The sequence below is a fragment of the Limobrevibacterium gyesilva genome, assembly GCF_025989185.1.
Lineage (GTDB): Bacteria > Pseudomonadota > Alphaproteobacteria > Acetobacterales > Acetobacteraceae > Limobrevibacterium > Limobrevibacterium gyesilva.
Window position 1 is genome coordinate 82,274 of record NZ_JAPDNT010000006.1, and the last position, 20,987, is coordinate 103,260.

Genomic DNA, 20,987 nt, shown 5'->3' on the forward strand with positions numbered 1-20,987 from the left:
CGGACCTTCGTTTGGTTCAAAGCTCTGCCAAGCGCCGCACCGCGTCGCGCACCGGCCCTTCCCGCGGCGCGTCGCGCAGCGTGGTGAACCAGTGCTCCGGCGGGTTGCGCCCGGCGGCGCGGTTATAGACCAGGCCACGCAGCACCGCCTCGGCCGCCGGCGTAGTGTGGTCAGGGATCGGCTGCCCGTTCAGCACCGCCCAGATCCCCGCCCAGCAGCGCCCGACGGCATAGGGGTTGTAGCCGCCCCCGCCCACCACCACCAGCCGCGGCGCCAGGTCGCGAATCGCCGCCACCACGCCGAAATGCGCGTTGTTGGACAGCGACAGCCGCGCCAGCGGGTCCTCCTCCAGCCCGTCCGCCCCCGATTGCAGCAGGATCGCCTGCGGGCGGCGGGCGTAGATCAACGGCAGCACCGCGGCCTCCAGCAGCCAGCGCAGCTCGGTGTCGTTGAACCCCGCGGGCACCGGAAAATTGCGCGCGGCCCCGCCGGCCCGATCGTCCGCCGCCCCGGTGAACGGCCAGCGGCCGGCCTCGTGGATGCTGATGGTCAGCACCCGGTCGTCGTCATGGAATGCGTCCTGCACCCCGTCGCCGTGATGCGCGTCGATGTCCAGATAGACGATGTTGTCCAGCCCCTGGTCCAGCCAGGTCAGGATCCCCAGCACGGGGTCGTTGAGGTAGCAGAACCCGCTGGCCCGGTCCGGCCGGCCGTGATGGGTGCCGCCGCCCGGGCAATGCACGATGCCGCCTTGCGCCACCATGCCCGCCGCCAGCATCACCCCGCCCGCCGAGATCGCCGGGCGGCGGAACACCTCGCGATAGACCGGGTTCCCATCGGCGCCGATGCGGAACCGCGCCCGGTCCTCGGCGCTCACCGCCTGCGTCGCCTCGGCCCGCTTCAGCGCGGCGATGTAGTCCGTGTGGTGGAAGCGCAGCAGTTGCGCATCGCTCGCCAGCGGCGCCTGCACGAAGGCGCTGTCATCCAGCCACCCCATCGCCCGCGCCAGATCGGTGCAGGTGGAGACGCGCGGCACCGCCAGCGGATGCTTCGGCCCATAGGTCGAATGGCGATAGATCTCGCTGCCGACATAGACCGGACGCAGCCGCGGATCAGGCGCCTGCGCCCCTGCCATATGCGCCACCCAGCAATCACGCCACCTGGGGCATCGCCGTCGGAATCACCGTCTTCACGATCGAGGCGTCCAGCGCCTCGTAGTCGTGATAGCCGATCGTTGCATACAGCTCGGCCCGGGTCTGCATCCGGTCCACCATCCTGTGCGTGCCGCCGTCGCGCCGGATCGCCGCATATAGCTCCTCCTGCGCCTTGTTGGCCACGCGCAGCGAACTCACCGGCCAGATCACCATGCGGTAGCCCATCTGCTCGAACTCGCGCGCAGTGAAGAACGGGGTGCGGCCGAACTCGGTCATGTTGGCCAGCAGCGGCGCGTTCACCCGGCTGGCGAATTCGCGGAACATCTCCGCCGTGGTCAGCGCCTCCGGGAAGATCGCATCGGCCCCGGCGTCCAGGTACAGCCGCGCCCGCGCCACCGCCCCGTCCATGCCCTCGCTGGCCGCGGCATCGGTGCGGGCGATGATGAACAGGTGCCGGCGCGCCTTGCGGGCGGCAGCCACCTTGGCGGCCATGTCATGCGCGTCAGCCAGCTTCTTGTCGTTCAGGTGGCCGCATTTCTTCGGCAGCAGCTGGTCCTCGATATGCACCGCCGCCGCCCCCGCATCCTCGAAGCTGCGCACCATGTGCATCACGTTCAGCGCCTCGCCGTAGCCGGTGTCGCCGTCCACCAGCACCGGCAGGCCGGAGGCGCGGGCCACCTGGCGGATGAAGAAGCACACCTCGTCCACGGTGATGATGCCGAGATCGGGCAGGCCCATCGAGGCGGTCATCGCCGCCCCCGACAAATACGCTGCCTCGAACCCCGCGGCCTTGGCCTGCAGCGACGCCTGGCCGTTATGGGTGCCGGGTATCTGCAGAATGCCGCCACGTGCCAGCAGGCGCCGGAAGCGCTCGCCCGCGGGCTCGGCGGGAAGATCGTCGGCGACCAGATACGTCATGGCAGGGTTCCTCTATACGAAGAAGATCAGGGTCAGCAGCACGAAGACGGGCAGCATGATGGCGCAGGACCACGCCATGTAGCCGAAGAAGCCGGGCATGCGCACGCTGCGATGCGCCGCGATCGTGCGCACCATCAGGTTGGGCGCATTGCCGATATAGGTCAGCGCGCCGAAGAATACGGCCCCCGCGGCGATGGCCCGCAGCGTGCCGCTCAGCTCGCCGGTCAACAGCGCGGGATCGTTCCCGGCGAGCTGGAAGAACACCAGATAGGTCGGCGCGTTGTCCAGGAACGCCGACAGGGTGCCGGCCAGCCAGAAATACGCCAGCGGGATCGGCCGCCCCCCGGCGTCCGTCATCAGCGCCAGCAGCGGCGCCAGCGGCCCCTCCCGCCCGGCCGCGAGCATGGCCAGCACCGGCCCGATGGTGATGAAGATGGCCGCGAACAGCTTGGCCACCTCGGCCATCGGCGCCCAGGTAAACAGGTTGCCCTCGCGCACCGCGGCCGGCGTCACCAGCAGCGACACCGCGGCGACCGCCACGAACACGGCCATACCGCCCAGCCGCTCCAGCTCGATCGCCTGACCCAGGATCTGCGCCGTCCCGGGGTGCCACATCCCCTGCGCCAGCACGGTCGCCACCACCACGCCGATCAGCGCCACGTTGGGCCGGCCACGCACCCGGATCCGCTGTACACGGGCCGGCTGCGGGTCGCGCGCCGCCAGATGCCGGTCAAGCAGCCAGAACGCCGCCAGCAGCGGCACCGCCACCACCAGCATCGGCGCTGTCAGGTTGCGCAGCGGCCAGAAGAACGGCACGCCGTGCAGGAAGCCGATATACAGCGGCGGATCGCCCAGCGGCGTGGTGGCGCCGCCGACATTGGCGCACAGCAGGATGAAGAACACGACGATATGCACCCGCCGCCGCCGGTGGGAGTTGGCGCGCAGCAGCGGATGGATCAGCACCATCGACACCCCGGTGGTCCCCATCACCCCCGCAAGCATGGTGCCGAGGGCCAGCAGCAGCGTGTTCCCCCGGGGCGTCCCCCACGGCCCGCCTTCCAGCAGGATGCCGCCGCCCACCGTGAACAGCGCCAGCAGCAGCGTTACGAAAGGCAGGTATTCCAGCAGGATGGCATGCCACACGGCGGCGCCCGCCACGCCGACACCCTGCATGACCGCCAGCGGCAGCACCAGCGCCAGCGTCCATCCCGCCGCGACGGCCCCCATCCGCCGATGCCAGAAATGCGGCGCCAGCACCGGCATCAGCGCGATCGACAGCAGCACCCCGGCGAACGGAACGCCCCACTCCGGCCCGGGCGCCGCACCCCCGGGCGGTGCCGCCAGCGCCGCACCCGGAGCAAGGCTGGCCAACAGCGCCGTCCCACCCCACATCCAGGCAGCGCCGCGGCGAAAGGGGGGGGATGATTGCATGGCCCAACCCCTATAAGTAACGTCCAGTGCGCGCAACCTTAGGCACCTACGCCGCGCGGAACGGAGAACGGCCCGACATGGACATGACCGGCGAGCGGCGGATTCCAGCGCCGCGCGAGAAGGTATGGAACGCCCTGAACGACAACGCGATCCTCAAGGCCGCGATTCCCGGCTGCGAAAGCCTGGAGCGGGAGGGGGACGACAGCCTGAAGGCCACCGCCTCGGTCAAGATCGGCCCGATTTCCGCCCGGTTCGCCGGCAAGGTCCGGCTGCTCGACCTCGATCCCCCAAACGGCTATCGCATCGAGGGCGAGGGCCAGGGCGGCGTCGCCGGCTTCGCCAAGGGCGGCGCCGTGGTGACATTGATCCCCGACGGCAGCGACACCATCCTGAAATACGACGTGAAGGCCCAGGTCGGCGGCAAGATCGCCCAGCTCGGTGCGCGCCTGATCGACGCGACCGCCAAGCAGATGGCCGACGCCTTCTTCGACCGCTTCGCCGCCCAGGTGGCGCCGCCCGTCGAGGCCGAAGCCGCCGGCGCGCCACCGGCCGCCGCCGCGGCCCCCTCCGTCAGCGTGCTCGGCATGCTGCCGCGCGAGCCGATGGGCTTTCCCATCATCGCCTGGATCGGCGTGGCCCTCTTCCTGGCCATCCTCGTGCTGCTGTTCGGAAGCCTGCTCTGAGCGAAATTTCCGGCACAGCGCCCTGTTTGCAAAGGATAATTTCACGGTGACGAACGCCTGCCCAGCCTTCAGCGCCCCCCTCCACGCCAAGGGGGTCGCGTAATGCTCCCCTCCTCCGTCACCGAAACCGCATCGCTCCTCGCCGCCGGCGGCTATGTCGCGGACACCGCGCTGGCCACCACCGTGTTCCTGGCCCTGTCCATGCGGCGCCCGCTGTTCCTGGAAGGCGAGCCCGGCACCGGCAAGACCGAGATCGCCAAGGTCCTCGCCGCCGGCCTGAACCGCCGCCTGGTCCGGCTGCAATGCTATGACGGCCTCGATCTCGCGGCCGCCGCCTATGAGTGGGATCATGCCCGCCAGCTGATGATGATCCGCATCGCCGAGGCTGCGGGCACGGTCGACCGCCACACGCTGGCCGGCGACATCTATTCCCGCGAATTCCTGCAGCCCCGCCCGCTGTTGAGCGCGATCGACCCGGACCAGCCGCCCGCCGTGCTGCTGATCGACGAGCTCGACCGCGCCGACGAGCCGTTCGAGGCGTTCCTGCTGGAAGTGCTCGCCGACTTCCAGCTCACCATCCCGGAATACGGCACCGTCCACGCCGCTGTCCCGCCGGTGGTGGTGCTGACTTCCAACCGCACCCGCGAGGTGCATGACGCCATCCGCCGGCGCTGCCTCTACCACTGGGTCGACTACCCCGACGCGCGGCGCGAGCGCCAGATCCTGGCCCGCAAGGCCCCCGGCGTGTCCGAGAAGCTGTCGGCCGAGATCGTCGCCTTCGTGCAGCGCCTGCGCAGCGAGGACCTGTTCAAGCTGCCCGGCGTCGCCGAAACCATCGACTGGGCCAGCGCGCTCACCCATCTCGACCAGCACGAGCTGGCCCCCGAGGCGGTGGATGAAACGCTCGGCGTTCTCCTGAAATATCAGGATGATATCGCCAAGATCAAAGGTGCGGAGGCAGCCCGCCTGGTGGGTGAGGTCCGCGCCGCGGCGGCGGCATGACGCCAGCGGGCGGACCGCAACCGGGCGGCAAGATGGCCGCCAACGTGATGCATTTCGCCCGGTTGCTGCGCCGCGCCGGCCTGCCGGTGGGCCCGTCCGACATGCTGGCCGCCCAGGAGGCCCTCGGTCTCATCGATATCGGCCGCCGCGATCACGTCCGCACCGCCCTGCGCACCACCATGGTGCACCGCCACGAGCATGAGGACCTGTTCAACCAGGCCTTCGTGATGTTCTGGCGCGACCCCGAACTGGCCCGCACCGCTGCCGCCATGGCGCTGCTGGAGGCGGCGAAGGAGAAGCGCCCCGAGCGCGCGCCGCCCGGCAGCCGCCGCCTCGCCGAGGCGATGGCGAGCCCGCAGGAGAAGCGCCCGCGCCCGCAGGACGAACCGCCGCAGATCGAGGCGGACATGACCGTCTCCGAGCGCGAACGGCTGCAGCAGATGGATTTCGAGGCGATGAGCGCCGCGGACATCGCCAACGCCAAGACCGAGATCCGCCGTCTGGCCCTGCCGCTCTCCCTGCACCGCACCCGCCGCCTGCGCCCGGACCCGGCGGGCCCGCATGTGGACCTGCGCGCCACCATCCGCTCCAGCCTGCGCCATGGCGGCGAGATCCTGTCGATCGACAGCAGCCGCAGGGTCACCCGCCCGCCGCCGCTGGTCGCGCTTTGCGACATCTCCGGATCGATGTCGCGTTACGCCCAGATTCTGCTGCATTTCCTCCACGCCGTCGCGAACGACCGCGACCGCGTGTCGGTGTTCCTGTTCGGCACCCGCCTGTCCAACATCACCCGCCAGCTTCGCCACCGCGACCCCGAGGTGGCGTTCCAGCTGGTCGCCCACGCCGTGCCCGACTGGTCCGGCGGCACTCGCATCGGCGAGGCGCTGAGCCTGTTCAACCGCAACTGGGCCCGCCGCGTGCTCGGCCAGGGCGCGGTCGTCCTGCTGATCACCGACGGGCTGGACCGCGACGGCGCGACCGGCCTCGCCGAGAACATGGAGCGGCTGCACAAATCCTGCCGCCGCGTGATCTGGCTCAACCCGCTGTTGCGATGGGACGGGTTCGAACCCAAATCCCAGGGCATCCGCGCGATGCTCCCCCATGTGGACGAGTTCCGCCCGATCCACAATCTGGCCAGCCTGCGCGAACTGGTCGAAACCCTGTCCCGTCCGAGCAACCCCCGGGCGATGGACGCCTGGAGAGTGGCCCTATGACCGACGCGACCCCTGCCCCTCAGCAAGCCGACGATATCCTCGCCCTCGCCGCCCAGTGGCGCGCCGCCGGCGAACAGGTCGCCGTCGCCACGGTCACGGAAACCTGGGGCAGCTCGCCCCGTCGCGCCGGCAGCCAGCTCGCCGTCACCGTCTCCGGCAAGATGGCCGGCTCGGTCAGCGGCGGCTGCATCGAGGGCGCGGTGGCCGACGCCGCCATGAAGACCATCCAGACCGGCGTGCCGCAACTGCTGGATTTCGGCATCACCAACGAGCGTGCCTGGGAAGTGGGCCTAGCCTGCGGCGGCAAGCTGAAGGTGTTCGTGGAGAAGCTGGCATGACCCCGGACCTGCTCGCCGCCCTCACCGCCGCGCGCGCGGCCAAACGCCCGGTCGTCGTCGCTACCAGGCTGCCGTCCGGCGAGCAAATGCTGCTGCCGTCCCCTGATGCCGGGCCCGAACTGGCAGCCGCCGCCGCGCGTGCGCTTGACCGCGACGAGAGCGACACGGTGAAGCTCGCGGACGGCGCCTGGTTCCTGCACGTCTTCAACCCGCCGCAGCGCCTGGTGGTGGTGGGCGCCGTGCACATCGCCCAGGCCCTGGTGCCGATGGCCGCCCAGCTCGGCCTCAACGTCATCGTGGTCGATCCCCGCGGCTCCTTCGCCACCGCGGAGCGCTTCCCCAACGTCACCATCATGACCGACTGGCCGGACGAGGCGATGGACGCCCTGGTGCCGGACGCACGCACCGCCGTCGTCACCCTTACCCACGACCCGAAGCTCGACGACCCCGCCCTCGACCGCGCTTTGCGCAGCCGCGCCTTCTATATCGGCGCCCTCGGCAGCCGGAAGACCCACGCCGCCCGCCTCAAGCGCCTGCGCGAACTCGGCCACGGCGAGGAAGCCCTGGCCCGTATCCGCGGCCCCGTCGGCCTGGACCTCGAGGCGGTGACGGCCCCCGAAATCGCCCTGTCCATCCTGGCCGAATTCGTTGCCGTGCGCCGCAACGCCCCGCTCGCGACCAAGACGGCCGCAAAGGCCGCGGCATGATCTTCGGCACGTTCCCGCTCGACGAGGCGCTCGGGGCAGTCACCGCGCACTCGCACCGGCTGCCGGACCGCGTGCTGAAGAAAAGCGCGCTGCTCGACGAGGCCGCCATCGCCGCCCTGCGCGCCGCCGGCCGCACCGAGATCGTCGCCGCCCGCCTCGAACCGGGCGACGTGCCCGAGAACGAGGCCGCCGACCGCATGGCCCGTGCCTTCGACGCGCCGCTGCTGTCGCGCCGCCGCGCCGTCACCGGCCGGGTGAACCTGCACGCCGACGCCCCCGGCCTGCTGCGCGTGGACGCCGCCGTCGTCGACCGCATCAACCTCATCGACGACGCGCTGACCATCGGCACCCTGCCCGATTTCACCATGGTCGCGGCCGGCGACATGGTGGCGACCCTCAAGGTCATCCCCTTCGCCGTCGCCGAGACCGTGATGCAGAAGGTCGAGGCGGTGGCGCGCACGGCGCCCGCCATCACCCTGCACAAGTTCCGCAAGCGCACCGTCGGCCTGGTGATCTGCGAGCTGCCCGGCCTCAAGGAAAGCGTCATCGAAGGCACCATCGAGGCGACCGACGCCCGTGTCACCGGCCTGGGGGGCCGCCTGCTGGCGCCGCTGCGCTGCCCGCACGCCGAGGTGCCGATCGCCGCCGCCCTGCACCAACTCCTCGCCGCCGGCGCCGATCTGCTGCTGGTCGCCGGCGCCTCGGCCACGGTCGACCGCCGCGATGTCGGCCCCTCCGGCGTGGTGCGCGCCGGCGGCGAGATCATTCATTTCGGCATGCCTGTCGATCCCGGCAACCTGATCTGCCTGGGCCGCATCGGCGACACCCCCGCTTTGGTCCTGCCCGGCTGCGCCCGCAGCCCCAGGGCCAACGGCATCGACTGGGTGCTGCAGCGCATCTTCGCCGACCTCCCGATGGGACCGGCCGAGATCATGCGCATGGGCGTGGGCGGCCTGCTGAAGGACACCGACGCCCGCCCCCTGCCGCGCGCCAAGGCCGTCGCCAGGGAGGAGCCGCAGCCGAAGCGCCGCCAGTTCGCCGCCGTGGTGCTGGCCGCCGGCAAGTCCACGCGGATGGCGCCGTACAACAAGCTTCTGATCGCCGACCGCACCGGCAAGCCGATGATCGCACGGGTCGTGGACAACGTCCTGTCCTCCGGCGCGCGCCCCATCGTCGTCGTCACCGGCCATCGCGCCGAAGACGTGCGCGCCGCCCTCGGCGGCCGTCCCGTCACCTTCGTGCACGCCGACGACCACGAATCCGGCCTGTCCGCCAGCCTGAAAGCCGGCATTGCCGCGGTCCCCGCAACCGTCTCGGCCGCCATCGTCTGCCTCGGCGACATGCCGCTGGTCACCGGCCGCATCATCGACCGCCTGATCGCCAGCTACGACACTGACGAGGGCCGTTGCATCGTGGTCCCCACGCACCAGGGCAAGACCGGCAACCCGATCCTGTGGGACCGCCGCTATTTCCCGGAAATCCGCGCGCTGTCCGGCGATGTCGGCGCCCGCGCCCTGCTGAAGCGGCACATGGAGCAGGTGGAGGAAGTCGAGGTCAAGGACGACTCCGTGCTGCGCGACTTCGACACGGTGGACAGCCTGGCCACGCTGCCACAGCGCCTGCGCCCCGTGGATGTCGGACAGTAACAAAGGCTGCACGCATCCGGCGAAACCGGCCGCCTGATACCGGCGATCACGCCTGTTTCGCCGCCCCTGTGGCCGGTCCCGTATTGAACGCCATCCCATCGCTCCCCTAGCATCGGCGCCCTTGCTTTGGCCATCCGGAGGCGGAAAACCGCCCCGGCAACAGAGGGGCTTGTTCATGAAACGGAGAGACTTCCTCGCGGCCGGCGCCGCTGTCCTGGCGGCACCGCGGATCGCGGCGGCCCAGGGATCGCGAACGCTGAAATTCGTCCCGCATGCCGACCTGGCGTCGCTCGACCCGGTCTGGACCACGGCGGACATCACCCGCAACTTCTCGCTCGCCGTCTTCGACACGCTCTACGGCCTCGACGCGTCGCTGACCCCGCGCCTGCAGATGCTGGCAGGCGAGCGCGTCGAGAACGACGGCAAGCTGTGGGAACTCACGCTGCGCGACGGCCTGAAATTCCACGACGGCACCCCCGTCCTGGCGCGCGACGTGGTGGCCAGCATCCAGCGCAGCGGCAAGCGCGACGCCCTGGTCAGCGTGCTCGCCAGCCGCATCGACGAAATCTCCGCACCCTCGGACAAGACCGTCCGCATCCGGCTCAAGCGGGCGTTCCCGCTGCTGCGCGACGCGCTGGCGCAATACGCCGCCTGCATCATGCCCGAGCGCCTGGCCCGCACCGACGCCAACGCCCAGGTGCCGGAGATCGTCGGCAGCGGCCCGTTCCGGTTCCTCGCGAACGAGCGCGTGCCCGGCTCGCTCGTGGCGTTCGCCCGCAACGAGGCCTATGTGCCGCGCGCCGACGGCACCCCGAGTTTCACCGCCGGCCCGAAGGTCGCGTATTTCGACCGGGTGGAATGGCAGATGCTGCCCGACCCCGCCACCGCCGCCGCCGCCGTGGGCTCCGGCGAGATCGACTGGTGGGAGAACCCGCCGATCGACCTGGTGCCGTCGCTCAAGCGCAACGCGGCCCTGACGATCAAGGTCATCGACCCCTACGGCTCGATCGGCTGCCTGCGCTTCAACCACCTGCACCCGCCCTTCGACAACGTGGCCATCCGCCGCGTGGTGCTGTCGGTGGTGAACCAGGACGAGTTCATGACCGCCTATGCGGGCGCGGACCCCAGCATCATCAAGAACCCCGCCGGCCTGTTCGCCCCCGGCTCGCCGCTGGCGAGCGATGCCGGGACGGAGGCGCTGGGCCGGGTCAAGGACATGGCGCAGGCCAAGCGCGACCTCGCCGCCGCCGGCTACAAGGGCGAGCGCATCGTCGTGCTGGGCGCCACCACCATCCCGCCGCTGCACGCCTATTCCCAGATCGCCGTCGACCTGCTGCGGCGCATCGGCATGAACGTGGACTACGTGGCGGTGGACTGGGGCACGGTGGTGCAGCGCCGCGCCAGCCGCGAGCCGATCGACAAGGGCGGCTGGAACATCTTCCTCACCAATCTCGGCGGCACCGGCAACGTCTCCCCGGCCGCGAGCTCGGCCATCCGCAGCGGTCCGGCCGCCTGGTTCGGCTGGCCGGACAACCCGAAGATGGAGGAACTGCGCGAGGCCTGGCTGGACGCGCCAGACCTGGCCGCCCAGAAGGCGGTGGCGAAGCAGATGCAGCTGCTGATGTTCGAGACCGTGCCCTTCGTGCCGCTGGGCTTCTATTCGGGCCCGAACGTGTTCCGCTCCACGCTGCGCGACATCCGCGACGGCTTCCCGCAGATGTACGGCGTGCGGCGGGCCTGATACCAACGGTCCTTGACGATGACCCTTCCATCGTCAAGGGCCGTTGGTATCGCGCGCCGATCCGCTTGCGGCACGCAAGCGCGTGCCTGTCGCGGGCTTGGTGGGCGGCGGCGCGCAAAATAACGACTCATACCAGCGGTCATTCTTCATGGCCGCTGGTATGAGGCCGGCGGCGGACACGACCAGGCGTGATGCCGGGGGGGCCATCTTGATCAGATGGGTGGCCCCCTGATGGCAACTCTGTGCCAAATTGCGGCCGTGGCAGCCGCAACACAGGGAGCCATCCGCGCATGGCACGCGCCCCCGGGACTCTGGCCCTCACGGTCCTGCTCGCCGTGTCGGCCTGCAGCCGTGAGACGCCCGACTCCCGTACCCCTAACCTCTCCTCCGGAGCCTCCTTGTCCGCGCTGATCGGCGCCGGCGAGGTCGAGCTGGTGCAGCGCCTGGGCCAGCCCACACGCAGCTTCGACACGGCGGGGCTGCGCTACGTCGTCTACGAGCGCACCGATATCTGGCAGATGCGCATGCGGCTGCCGGCAACCTTCACCTGCCGGACGACCTTCATCCTCGACGCCGGCCATGTGCGGTCGTTCGACCGCACCGGCATCGGCTGCGCGTGAGCGGCACCAGATGATGCAGTGGCGCGCCATGACCCAGGACGACCTGCCGGACGTCGCGCGCATCGCCGACGCCGTTCACCCGGACCATCCGGAAGACATCTCGATCTTCGCCGAGCGGCTGCGCCTGCACCCCGCCGGCTGCTTCGTGCTGGACGGCGCGGCCGGCTACCTGGTCAGCCACCCCTGGCGCGCGCTCGACCCGCCGGCGCTGAACCATCTTCTCGGCGCCCTTCCCGCGGCGCCCGACACCTACTACCTCCACGACATCGCCCTGCTCCCGCGCGCCCGCGGCACCGGCGCCGCGGCGGCGATCGTGCGCGCCATCATCGGCCACGCCGCCGCCGCCGGCTTGCCCGGCGTGTCGCTGATCGCCGTTGGCGCCTCGGCGCCCTTCTGGGAAGCCCAAGGGTTCATCGCACTCGACAACCCGGCGATGGCGGCCAAGCTGGCCAGCTACGGCACCGGGAGCCGCTACATGGTCCGCGACACGCGGCGCGCGCCCTGATCCAGGCGCCAGACCCGATCGAACCAATTACCGAGGACGGCGCCGGGCCGGCGCCAGCGGCCCCGGCAGCGCGCGCTCGGCATCGGCCAGCAGCCGCGCCGCGTGGCGCCGCCAGAACACCCAGCCGCCAACGCCGGCGATCCCGGCCAGCACCAGCATGGTCCAGCCGACCGGCCCGAGGAACTGGTGAATCCGGTCGCCCAGCACGTAGGCGCCAAGCCCGACAAGCGTCGCCCAGACCACGCCGCCGGCGACATTGAACGCGAAGAAGCTTCCCCACGGCATCCGGTTGGCACCGGCCAGCAGGGCCGCGAGCGCGCGCAGAATGGCGACGAACCGACCGAAGAACACCATCTTGCCGCCGTGCCGCAGGAACAGGTATTGCCCCAGCTTGAGCCTGTCTTCAGCCAACCCCATGCGCCGCCCATGGCGCAGCAGCAGCGGGTAGCCGGCCTCACGCCCGATCCAGTAGCCGATATTGTCGCCGATCACCGCCCCAGTGGCGGCGGCGGCGATCACCAGGGCGATGCCGAGCCGGTGGGTCGTGCCCGCATAGATCGCCGCCGCCACCAGCGTCGTCTCCCCCGGAACCGGCAGACCGATGCTCTCGAGCCCGACGACAACGGCAACCACCCAGTAGCCATAGATGGCGATCAGGTCGGCAAGCGGCATGTGCAGCAAGTGGAACACGGCGCCCCCCGGCGGGATCGCGCGCGGGCCGCATTGCTGCGGCCTGCCCCCCAACACTATCCCGGCGTCATACCAGCGGCCATGAAGAATGACCGCTGGTACGAGTCGTTATTTGGCGCGCCGCCGCCCACCAAGCCCGCGACAGGCACGCGCTTGCGTGCCGCAAGCGGATCGGCGCGCGATATCAACGGCCCTCGACGATGGAAGGGTCATCGTCAAGGGCCGTTGGTATCAGTCGCGATATGACGGATCGGTATCGTCCAGCAGCCGCAGCAGCGACGGCCAGGCCGTATTCCCCAGCTTCAGCGAAAAGTCCTTGTTGCCGACCAGGTCTCCGAACCAGGAAGCCGTCTGCTCCGAGACCGGATGCAGGGCCGCGCCGCCGGCCAGCGCCGCCACTTGCGCCGCGCAGGCCTTCTCCAGCGTGTGCATCAGCCAGAACGTCTCGGCCACGGTTCGCCCGCAGGCCAGCAGGCCGTGGTTGCGCATGATCAGCGCCGGGTGCGGGCCAAGATCGCGCGCCAACGCGGCACGCCCCTCCACCCCGTGCTCCATGTGCTCGATGTCGTGGTAGCCGATATTCCCATGGAAGAAGCAGGCGTGCTGGCTGGCCGGAAGCAGCCCCTGCGCCTGCATCGACACCGCGATGCCGGCCACCGAGTGCGTGTGCATCACGCAGATGGCGTCCGCCCGCGCCATATGGATCGCCGAGTGAATCACGAAGCCGGCCGGGTTCACCCGATAGGGCGATTCCATCACCGGGTTGCCGTCGCAGTCGATCTTCACCAGCGACGAGGCGGTCACCTGCTCGAACAGCATGCCGTGCGGATTGATCAGGAAGTGCTGGCGGTCGCTGCCCGGCACCTCCACCGAGGTGTGCGTGGCGGTCAGGTCGGCCCAGCCGTAGCGCGCGATCAACCGGTAGCAGGCGGCGAGATCGACCCGCGCCTGCCATTCTTCCGGCGAGACCCGCGAACGGACCGACGGGATCGTGATCGCAGAGATGTTTGTCATGTCTGTGCTCCTGCGCCGTTCAGGCGCGCCGTATGTTCCAGGGCAGTGGGTTGGTCGCGGGTATCCGGTCGACGATATTGCTGCGGTGCGCGGTGGCGGGATAGTACTGGCCGAGCGGGATGATCGGCGCGGTCTCGAAGGCCTGGCGCTGGATCGCGTCGAATATCACCTGCTTCTCGGCGTCGGTCGCGGCCTGCGACCAGGCATCGGTGAGACGCTCGACCTCGGCGTTCTCGTACCAGCCGAACCAGCCGGCCTGGCCCTGGCCGCGGACGTAGTAGTTCAGGGCCGGGTTGGTGATCGACACGCTGTTGGTCCAGGTGTGGAAGATGTTCCAGCCGCCGGCGTCAACCCCGGCCTTGGAGGTCCGCCGCTGGCCCAGCGTGCCCCAATCCATCTGCTGCAGATCCACATTCATCCCGAGCTGCTTGAGCAGGTCGGCGGTCACTTCGCCCAGCGGCGCGATCGAGGGGAAGTCGGCCGGGTTCATCACCACGACGCGCTCGCCGCCATAGCCCGCCGCGCGGATCGCCGCGCGCGCACGCGCCAGGTCGCGCGGCTGGTTCATCACGCCGGCGCCGAGCTCCTTCACGAAGGGTATGCCGCACGGGAACATGGCGGCGCAGTTGTGCCAGCGAACGTTCTCCCCGTTCACGGCGCGCATGTAATCCGCCTGGTCCACGGCAGCGAGCACCGCCGCGCGCAGCTTCGGATTGTTGAACGGCGGAACCAGCGCGTTGAATCGCAGGATCGAGATGAACCCGAGATCGTCGACCTGCGTCACCTTCACGCCGCTGTCGCGCGCGAACAGCGGGATCAGGTCGGGATGCGCGAGTTCCCACCAGTCGACCTCGTTGTTGCGCAGCGCGCCGGCGGCGGTCGCCGGATCGGGGATGATCTGCCACTCGATCCGGTCGAAGAACGCACGCTTCCCGCCGGCCATGAAATTGGCTGGCTCCTGGCGCGGCACATAACCCTCGAAGCGCGCATACGCCACGCGGCTGCCGGCGACGAACTCGTCCTTCAGGAAGCGGAAGGGGCCCGAGCCCACCATCTCGGTGATCGCCGTGTTCGCATCCGTCTTCGCCAGCCGCTCCGGCATGATGAACGCCACCACGGAGGCCGGCTTGGCGATGGCATCGAGCAGCGGCGCGAACGGCCGGTTGAGGCGGATGCGGATGGTGCGGTCGTCGGCCGCCTCCCACGCATCCACGAACCGGGCAAGGGTCTGGCCGAAGCTGTCGCGCTTGCTCCAGCGCACCAGGCTCGCCACGCAGTCGGCGGCGCGCACGGCTTCGCCGTCGTGGAACTTCAGCCCGTCGCGCAGCCTGATCTGCCAGACGCGCCCGTCGGCGGAAACGTCGTGGCCCTCGGCCATCTGCGGCTGCGGCCGGAGGTTGCTGTCCACGCTGTAAAGCGTATCGAACACCGCGTAGCCATGAGCCGAGGTGACCGAGGCCGTGGTCCAGACCGGGTCGAGCGCCGTGAGGCTCGTCTGCGGAACCATGCGCAGCGTCCGCGCGCGCGCAGGCTGGGCGATGGCGGGCGCGGCCAGAAGCGCGGCGCCGGCGCCGGCGAGAAGTGTGCGTCGGTGCATGCCGATCTCCTTCATTGCGGCCGGCCTATTGCGCCGCCGCCGCGCGCGTCGCGTAGGGATGGCGCGCGTACAATCTCTCCGTGCCTTGCATGAACACGCGCCGGACCATCGGCTCGAAGGCCTCCAGCGGCAGGTTGTCGTAGGCGCCGTCGAAGCAGCTCTGGTCGAAGCGTTCGCAGAAATCGAGCGTCCGCTCGAAGGCCGGGTGGCCCTGGTATTTCAGGCAGGCCTCGCGGTCATAGCGCGAATGGTCGCGGAAATGCAGCTGGAACACCGGATGATTGGCAACCATCCAGTAGTTCTCCGGGGAGACGAAATTCTTCACCACCTCGCCGGCGATGTCGCCGTGATTGAACGGGTCCAGGAACTCGCCGATGTCATGCAGCAGGGCGCAGACGACGTACTCCTCGTCCATGCCGGCGCGCAGGGCCTTGGTCCCGGCCTGCAGCGCATGGGTGTAGGCATTGATGGCCCATCCGCTCGTCGCGACCGACTCCTGGCTGCGCAGAAGAGTCAGAACGTGGTCTCCGGCCGTGGAAATGTCACGCGCCCTGGAGCGATCGAACACCTTCTGCCATTCCTCGGCCGTCGTATCCCGGAAGCTGGGTGCTGCGATGAACGCGGTCATGCTTCTCTCTCGTTCTGGTGGTGGATCACGCGCGCCAGACAATGCTGGCGGAAACGGGCGGGATGTTCGGACATCTACAGATGATGTCAACTCCGGACATGTAACATAGCCATTCCGGCCGCAATAATTCCCCTGGCATTGCTTGTCGTTTCGTGTACGACCCGATCGCTGCGCGCCGATGATGCCGTGCGCAGCCGTCCCGCCGAACACCGAACTGTGACTGCGCCCGCGCCCGCCGCGCACGGATCGCCGCATCACCGCCGCATTGACACGCTACCTGCGCGCATCCGTCACACCCAATGGGAACAGCATCCGGTATCATTCGCCGGCTCAGGGGGGCAGCGCCATGAACGACACCACCGAACCGCCACGCATCCGCATCGCCCTGTTCGGCGCCGGCAATCGCGGCATGGGCGCCTATGGCGCCTATGTGCTCCGGCGCCCCGACCTGGCCCGCGTCGTTGCGGTGGCGGACCCCCGTTCCGACCGCCTACAGGATGCCGGACATCAGCACGGCCTCGACCCCAGGCACCTGTATCCGGGCTGGGAGGAATTGCTGGCGGCCGAGACGGAGCTGGACGCCGTCATCATCGCAACCCCCGACCCATTGCACCTGCAGCCCGCTTTGGCCGCGATCGAGCGCGGCGTCAGCATCCTGCTGGAAAAGCCGATCTGCCCGACCGAGGCGGAGATCCAGGTCCTGCAGGACGCGTCGCGGGCGCACGGCAGCGACATCACCGTCGCGCATGTGCTGCGCTACACGCCGTTCTTCTTGCAGATCAGGCAGTTGCTGGACCGCGGCGCGATCGGCCGGCTGCAGACGCTGCGCCATACCGAGCACATCGCCTACTGGCATTTCGCGCACAGCTATGTCCGCGGCAACTGGCGCCGCCTTGCCGATGCCAGCCCGATGATCCTGGCCAAGGCGTGCCACGACCTCGATATCATCCGTTGGTTCGTCGGCGCGCCTTGCGTGGCGCTGAGCTCGTTCGGCGCGCTCGCGCATTTCACCTGGCAGAACGCCCCCGACGGCGCCACCGATCGCTGCGACGGCGGCTGCAAGGTTGAGCGCAGCTGCCCCTACTCGGCGCCGCGGATCTACCTCGAGAAACTGCCGCCGCAGAACCGGTGGCCGCACACCATGGTGGCGCTCGACCCCTCGCCCGCTGCCCTGGCGCAGGCCCTGCACGAAGGGCCATACGGGCGCTGCGTCTATATGTGCGACAACGACGTCGCCGACAGCCAGGTCGTGAGCATGCGCTTCGCCAACGGCGTCAGCGCAACCCTGAACGTCAGCGCCTTCACCGGCGAGAACACTCGCACGGTGCACCTGATGGGGAGTCACGGCGAGATTACCGGCAACTTCAACCAGAACGAGATCACCGTCACCGATTTCCGTACCGATGAAGTCACCCGCATCCAGCTGAGCCTTCCGGCCGACGGCTATCATGGCGGCGGCGACGACGGGATCATGGCCGACTTCCTCGGCCGGGCGCAGCAAAGGCTGCGGCACACCCAGGTCGGTCCGGCGCTGACGTCGCTGCAGGAGTCGCTCGACAGCCACATCATGGCCTTCGCCGCCGAACGGTCCCGGCGCTCCGGCGAAACGATCCTCCTGCGCACGTAACACCATCGCCCCACGGCAGCACGGCACCCGAGCCGCGCCAGTATACCCGGCGCCGCTTCCGAATCATGAAAAATCCGTTCAATTGCTTTTGAACACTATTGAAATATAACGAGGCACGCAGCACGTCCGTTCCGATCAAAATACAACAAATCAAGTTGACGGTTTCCAGCGCATCCTTTTATGCGTGGACCTCCTTGATCCTGTAATTCGATGCCTGGCCCTCGTCGCTTCATCTTCTTTCGCCTGTCCCGGCTCTGCTCCATCACGACCGGTTCATGGTCCCTTACGCTGCCGGTCCGGGGGGCAGCACGCAACGAATGCCGGGCCTCGCTTTCCGCCAGGAGAACACACCGTGGCCCGTCTCGTCGTCGTCTCCAACCGCGTTCCGCAGCCGCGCCAGCGCCTGCCCCAGGCCGGCGGATTGGCGGTGGTCCTCGCGGACGCCGTCAAGTCTGGCTCGCTGTGGTTCGGCTGGAGCGGAAAATGCGCCCCCGCCACCGCAACCGCGGCGACCTTGCAGGAGGCAGGCGGCGTCACCTACGCCACCATCGATCTCGGCGAGACCGACCATCGCCTGTTCTATACCGGCTTCGGCAACGGTGCGCTGTGGCCGATGCTGCTGTTCCGGCTCGGCCTGATCAATTTCCGCCCCGAGGAATATGCCGGCTATCGCGCCGTGAACCGCGCCTATGCCCGGGCCCTGGCGCCGCTGCTGCAACCCGATGACCTGATCTGGGTGCACGACTATCTGCTGATCCCGCTGGCGGAGGAGCTGCGCGCGCTGGGCGTGGACAACCGCATCGGCTTCTTCCTGCATACGCCGTTCGTGCCGCCGGCGATCCTGTCGGCGCTGCCGCGGGCGGCCGAACTGCTCGGATCGCTCTGCGCATACGATGTCGTCGGCTTCCAGACGCGCGGCTACCTCGCTGCATTCAAGGACTGCGTGACCCAGGTGCTGAACGTCGAAGTGCCGAACATCCAGTCGCCGAACGGACAGGCGGACGAGACCGTCTGCTTCAGCCATGGCGGGCGCCGCGTGCGCGCGATTGTCGATCCCGTCGGCATCGACGCCGACGCCTTCTCGCGCGTGGCGCAGCGTGCGGTCGGCAGCCCCGAAACCAGGCGCCTGGCCGCCAGCCTGGATGGCCGGGCGCTGGCCATCGGCGTCGACCGGCTCGACTACGCCAAGGGCCTGCCGAACAGGGTCGAGGCATTCGGTCGCCTGTTCGAGCAGCATCCCGAGCACCGCCGGCAGGTCAGCTTCCTGCAGGTGGCCGCGCCGTCGCGCGAGGACATCGGCGACTATCAAAGCCTGCGCCGCCAGCTCGACCGGCTGGTGGGCGACGTCAACGGCCGCTATTCCGACGCCGACTGGACGCCGCTGCGCTACATGACGCGGCCGCTCGGCCGTCGCACCCTCGCCGGCTTCTACCGCCTCGCCCGCGTCGGCGTGGTCACGCCGCTGCGCGACGGCATGAACCTGGTTGCCAAGGAATTCATCGCCGCCCAGGATCCGCTCGATCCCGGCGTCCTGATCCTGTCGCGCTTCGCCGGCGCGGCGGACGACATGGCCGGCGCCCTGATCGTCAATCCCTTCGACGCCGACGAAGTCGCCGAGGCCATGCACGCCGCATTGTCCATGCGCGAGGAGGAACGAAAGGCCCGCCATGAGGCATTGCACGCGCAGGTCCGCAGGACGACGGCGAACCGCTTCTGCGAGGTGTTCCTGGCCCAGCTGCAGCGCACGCCACGCCATGGCGGCATCGGGCACCCGGCGTTCGCAGCGGCGGCGATGTAGGGCCACGCAGCCGGTTCCGGGCGATGCGGGTCGGCAAATATCACCTCACCGCAGCAATGCCTCCGCCGCCGCCACCGCATCCGCGACACTTCGGTAGCAGCGGGCCGGCTGCACCAGCGATGCGGCGCCGGCGCGCGCCAGGCGGTCACGCACCTCGTCCTTGATCCGCGCGAACAGCAGCACGCGGCCGCTGCCTTTCACCTGCGCGTCGAACGCGATCAGCGTCTCCGCCGCGGTGCTGTCGAGGTCGCTGCTCTCCTCAAGGCTCAGCACCACCACCTGCACCGCGTCCTGCCGCTCCAGCCGCGCGCCGATCTCGGCCAGCATCAGCTCGGCATTGGCAAAGAACATCGGCAGCATCGGCCGGAAGATCGCAATGCCGGTGGATGTCAGCGCCTCCGGATGTCGCATGCGGTCGACGTAGTTGCGGCTGTCGCCGAGCTCGCCGAGCTCACTGACCTGCGGCCGCGAAAACCGCTGCAGCGCGGCGGCCAGCGACAGGCCAACCGCGATCAGCATGCCGTCGACCACGCCGAATGCGATGACCACGACGGCCGCGACCAGCGCCACGTACTGATCGCGGCCGATGCGCCACAGCGCCAGCAGCGGCGTGGGGTCGAGCGAATGCGCGAGCGCCGCAATCACCACGGCGGCGAGCACGGGCTCCGGCAGGTTTGCGATCAGCCCGCCGGCGCCCAGCATCATCGCCGCGAGCGCAACCGACGCGGCCACACCGGCGAGCTTCGAGGCCGCCCCCGCCGCTTCGTTGGCCGCCGTCGCCGAGAACCCCGCCCCTACCGGCATGCCCTGCACCAATGCCGCCGCGGCATTCGCCGCCCCGAGCGCCATGAGCTCCCGGTTGGCGTCCAGCGTATCGTTGTGGCGCAGCGCGAAATAGCGCATCGATCCCCAGGATTCCGCGAAGACGATCATGAACAGCGGGAGTGCCAGCGCGCACAGCCGAGCCCAGTCAGCGCGGGCCAGATCCGGCAGGCCGGGCACCAGCCCGGTGATGTCGATGACGCCGACGACCTGCACCCCATGCCCCGGCAGGTCGGCGGCCCGCGATGCCGCAACGCCCAGCACCAGCGCCACGAAGGCCCCGGGGATGCGCGGCCATCGCTTCAGCGCGAACAACACGGCCAATGCCGCGACGCCGGTCGCGGCGCTGTACGGGTGCCACTCCCCCACCCGGTGTGCCAGCTCGCGCAGGATCAGGAACGGCGATCCGCCGACCCCCGCGACACCCACCAGCAACGGCAATTGCTTGACCACGATCGTGACGGCGAGGCCGAAGCCGAATCCGCGCAGCACGGGGCGCGCAATGAACGCGGAAAGGTTCCCGAACCGCGCCATTCCGGCAGCCAGGAAATACGCGCCGGTCAGCAGCACCATGCCGAAGGCCAGGGCCAGCCGGTATTCGGGCGTCCCGGGGGACAGCTCGGCCAGCGACGCCGCCACGATCGCCGCCGACGACGAGGTAGGGGCCACCACGGCGAACCGGCTGCCGCCGATCGCCGCATAGACCACCAGGCCGGCCACCGCCGCCGCCACCGCGTGCTGCGGCGGCACGCCGCCGATCCCGGCATAAGCCACCGCTTCCGGCAGCAACAGCCCGGCCACCGACAAGCCGGCCAGCAGATCCGCCCCTGTCATGCGCGACCGGGGCATCGC

The 20,987-nt window shown here is 69.6% G+C and carries 19 protein-coding genes; 11 read left to right on the forward strand and 8 right to left on the reverse strand.

From position 1 onward, the window contains the following. Window positions 1–16 precede the first annotated feature (16 nt). From OL599_RS10590 to OL599_RS10600, 3 genes are read right to left on the reverse strand one after another with little or no spacing between them, the layout of a single operon-like run. Window positions 17–1,135, reverse strand: coding sequence for an acetoin utilization protein AcuC (locus tag OL599_RS10590; protein ID WP_264713700.1), 1,119 nt, complete (start codon window positions 1,133–1,135; stop codon window positions 17–19). 16 nt (window positions 1,136–1,151) lie between these two features. Continuing rightward, complete coding sequence (prpB, locus tag OL599_RS10595) at window positions 1,152–2,072, reverse strand: methylisocitrate lyase (RefSeq protein ID WP_264713702.1); 921 nt, start codon at window positions 2,070–2,072, stop codon at window positions 1,152–1,154. Between the two features lie 12 nt (window positions 2,073–2,084). Next, a complete protein-coding gene (locus OL599_RS10600) occupies window positions 2,085–3,503 on the reverse strand; it encodes a sodium:proton antiporter (RefSeq protein WP_264713704.1) in 1,419 nt (472 codons plus the stop codon). 77 nt (window positions 3,504–3,580) lie between these two features. Between OL599_RS10600 and OL599_RS10605 the strand changes: the two genes are divergently transcribed. The 9 genes from OL599_RS10605 (at window position 3,581) to OL599_RS10645 (ending at window position 11,959) form a co-directional block, all read left to right on the forward strand. Then, entirely contained in the window at window positions 3,581–4,186 is a 606-nt protein-coding gene (locus OL599_RS10605; RefSeq protein WP_264713705.1) for an SRPBCC family protein, read from the forward strand. 102 nt (window positions 4,187–4,288) lie between these two features. Beyond that, window positions 4,289–5,188: an AAA family ATPase gene (locus tag OL599_RS10610; protein ID WP_264713706.1), complete on the forward strand. Its 900-nt coding sequence runs from the start codon at window positions 4,289–4,291 to the stop codon at window positions 5,186–5,188. 32 nt (window positions 5,189–5,220) lie between these two features. Then, window positions 5,221–6,402, forward strand: a complete 1,182-nt coding sequence (locus OL599_RS10615; RefSeq protein WP_264713707.1) for a vWA domain-containing protein — start codon at window positions 5,221–5,223, stop codon at window positions 6,400–6,402. Further along, complete coding sequence (locus OL599_RS10620; RefSeq protein ID WP_264713708.1) at window positions 6,399–6,740, forward strand: XdhC family protein; 342 nt, start codon at window positions 6,399–6,401, stop codon at window positions 6,738–6,740. The genes OL599_RS10615 and OL599_RS10620 overlap by 4 nt, the downstream gene beginning before the upstream one ends. Further along, a complete protein-coding gene (locus OL599_RS10625) occupies window positions 6,737–7,447 on the forward strand; it encodes an XdhC family protein (protein ID WP_264713709.1) in 711 nt (236 codons plus the stop codon). The genes OL599_RS10620 and OL599_RS10625 overlap by 4 nt, the downstream gene beginning before the upstream one ends. Continuing rightward, window positions 7,444–9,093, forward strand: coding sequence for a molybdopterin-binding/glycosyltransferase family 2 protein (locus OL599_RS10630; RefSeq protein ID WP_264713710.1), 1,650 nt, complete (start codon window positions 7,444–7,446; stop codon window positions 9,091–9,093). The genes OL599_RS10625 and OL599_RS10630 overlap by 4 nt, the downstream gene beginning before the upstream one ends. Before the next feature lie 175 nt (window positions 9,094–9,268). Further along, window positions 9,269–10,834 carry an ABC transporter substrate-binding protein gene (locus tag OL599_RS10635; RefSeq protein ID WP_264713711.1) on the forward strand — a complete coding sequence of 522 codons (1,566 nt, stop codon included), beginning with the start codon at window positions 9,269–9,271 and terminating at the stop codon, window positions 10,832–10,834. Window positions 10,835–11,124: 290 nt separating this feature from the next. Then, window positions 11,125–11,454 carry a hypothetical protein gene (locus OL599_RS10640; RefSeq protein ID WP_264713713.1) on the forward strand — a complete coding sequence of 110 codons (330 nt, stop codon included), beginning with the start codon at window positions 11,125–11,127 and terminating at the stop codon, window positions 11,452–11,454. A gap of 28 nt (window positions 11,455–11,482) precedes the next feature. Then, window positions 11,483–11,959, forward strand: coding sequence for a GNAT family N-acetyltransferase (locus tag OL599_RS10645; RefSeq protein WP_264713715.1), 477 nt, complete (start codon window positions 11,483–11,485; stop codon window positions 11,957–11,959). 27 nt (window positions 11,960–11,986) lie between these two features. Here OL599_RS10645 and OL599_RS10650 read toward each other — a convergent pair whose 3' ends face one another. The 4 genes from OL599_RS10650 to OL599_RS10665 all read right to left on the reverse strand — a co-directional run bounded on the left by OL599_RS10650 (window position 11,987) and on the right by OL599_RS10665 (window position 15,888). Next, window positions 11,987–12,631 carry a DedA family protein gene (locus OL599_RS10650; protein ID WP_264713716.1) on the reverse strand — a complete coding sequence of 215 codons (645 nt, stop codon included), beginning with the start codon at window positions 12,629–12,631 and terminating at the stop codon, window positions 11,987–11,989. Between the two features lie 249 nt (window positions 12,632–12,880). After that, entirely contained in the window at window positions 12,881–13,663 is a 783-nt protein-coding gene (locus OL599_RS10655; RefSeq protein ID WP_264713717.1) for a class II aldolase/adducin family protein, read from the reverse strand. Window positions 13,664–13,682: 19 nt separating this feature from the next. Next, window positions 13,683–15,260 (reverse strand): ABC transporter substrate-binding protein, encoded by a 1,578-nt coding sequence (locus OL599_RS10660; protein WP_264713718.1) that lies wholly within the window; start codon window positions 15,258–15,260, stop codon window positions 13,683–13,685. A gap of 25 nt (window positions 15,261–15,285) precedes the next feature. Next, window positions 15,286–15,888, reverse strand: coding sequence for an HD domain-containing protein (locus OL599_RS10665; RefSeq protein WP_264713719.1), 603 nt, complete (start codon window positions 15,886–15,888; stop codon window positions 15,286–15,288). A gap of 346 nt (window positions 15,889–16,234) precedes the next feature. Between OL599_RS10665 and OL599_RS10670 the strand changes: the two genes are divergently transcribed. Then, complete coding sequence (locus OL599_RS10670) at window positions 16,235–17,515, forward strand: Gfo/Idh/MocA family protein (protein WP_264713720.1); 1,281 nt, start codon at window positions 16,235–16,237, stop codon at window positions 17,513–17,515. Window positions 17,516–17,867: 352 nt separating this feature from the next. Next, window positions 17,868–19,313 carry an alpha,alpha-trehalose-phosphate synthase (UDP-forming) gene (locus OL599_RS10675; RefSeq protein WP_264713721.1) on the forward strand — a complete coding sequence of 482 codons (1,446 nt, stop codon included), beginning with the start codon at window positions 17,868–17,870 and terminating at the stop codon, window positions 19,311–19,313. 45 nt (window positions 19,314–19,358) lie between these two features. Here the strand turns inward: OL599_RS10675 and OL599_RS10680 are convergent, their stop codons facing one another. Next, window positions 19,359–20,969, reverse strand: a complete 1,611-nt coding sequence (locus OL599_RS10680; protein ID WP_264713722.1) for a SulP family inorganic anion transporter — start codon at window positions 20,967–20,969, stop codon at window positions 19,359–19,361. Window positions 20,970–20,987: the final 18 nt, after the last annotated feature.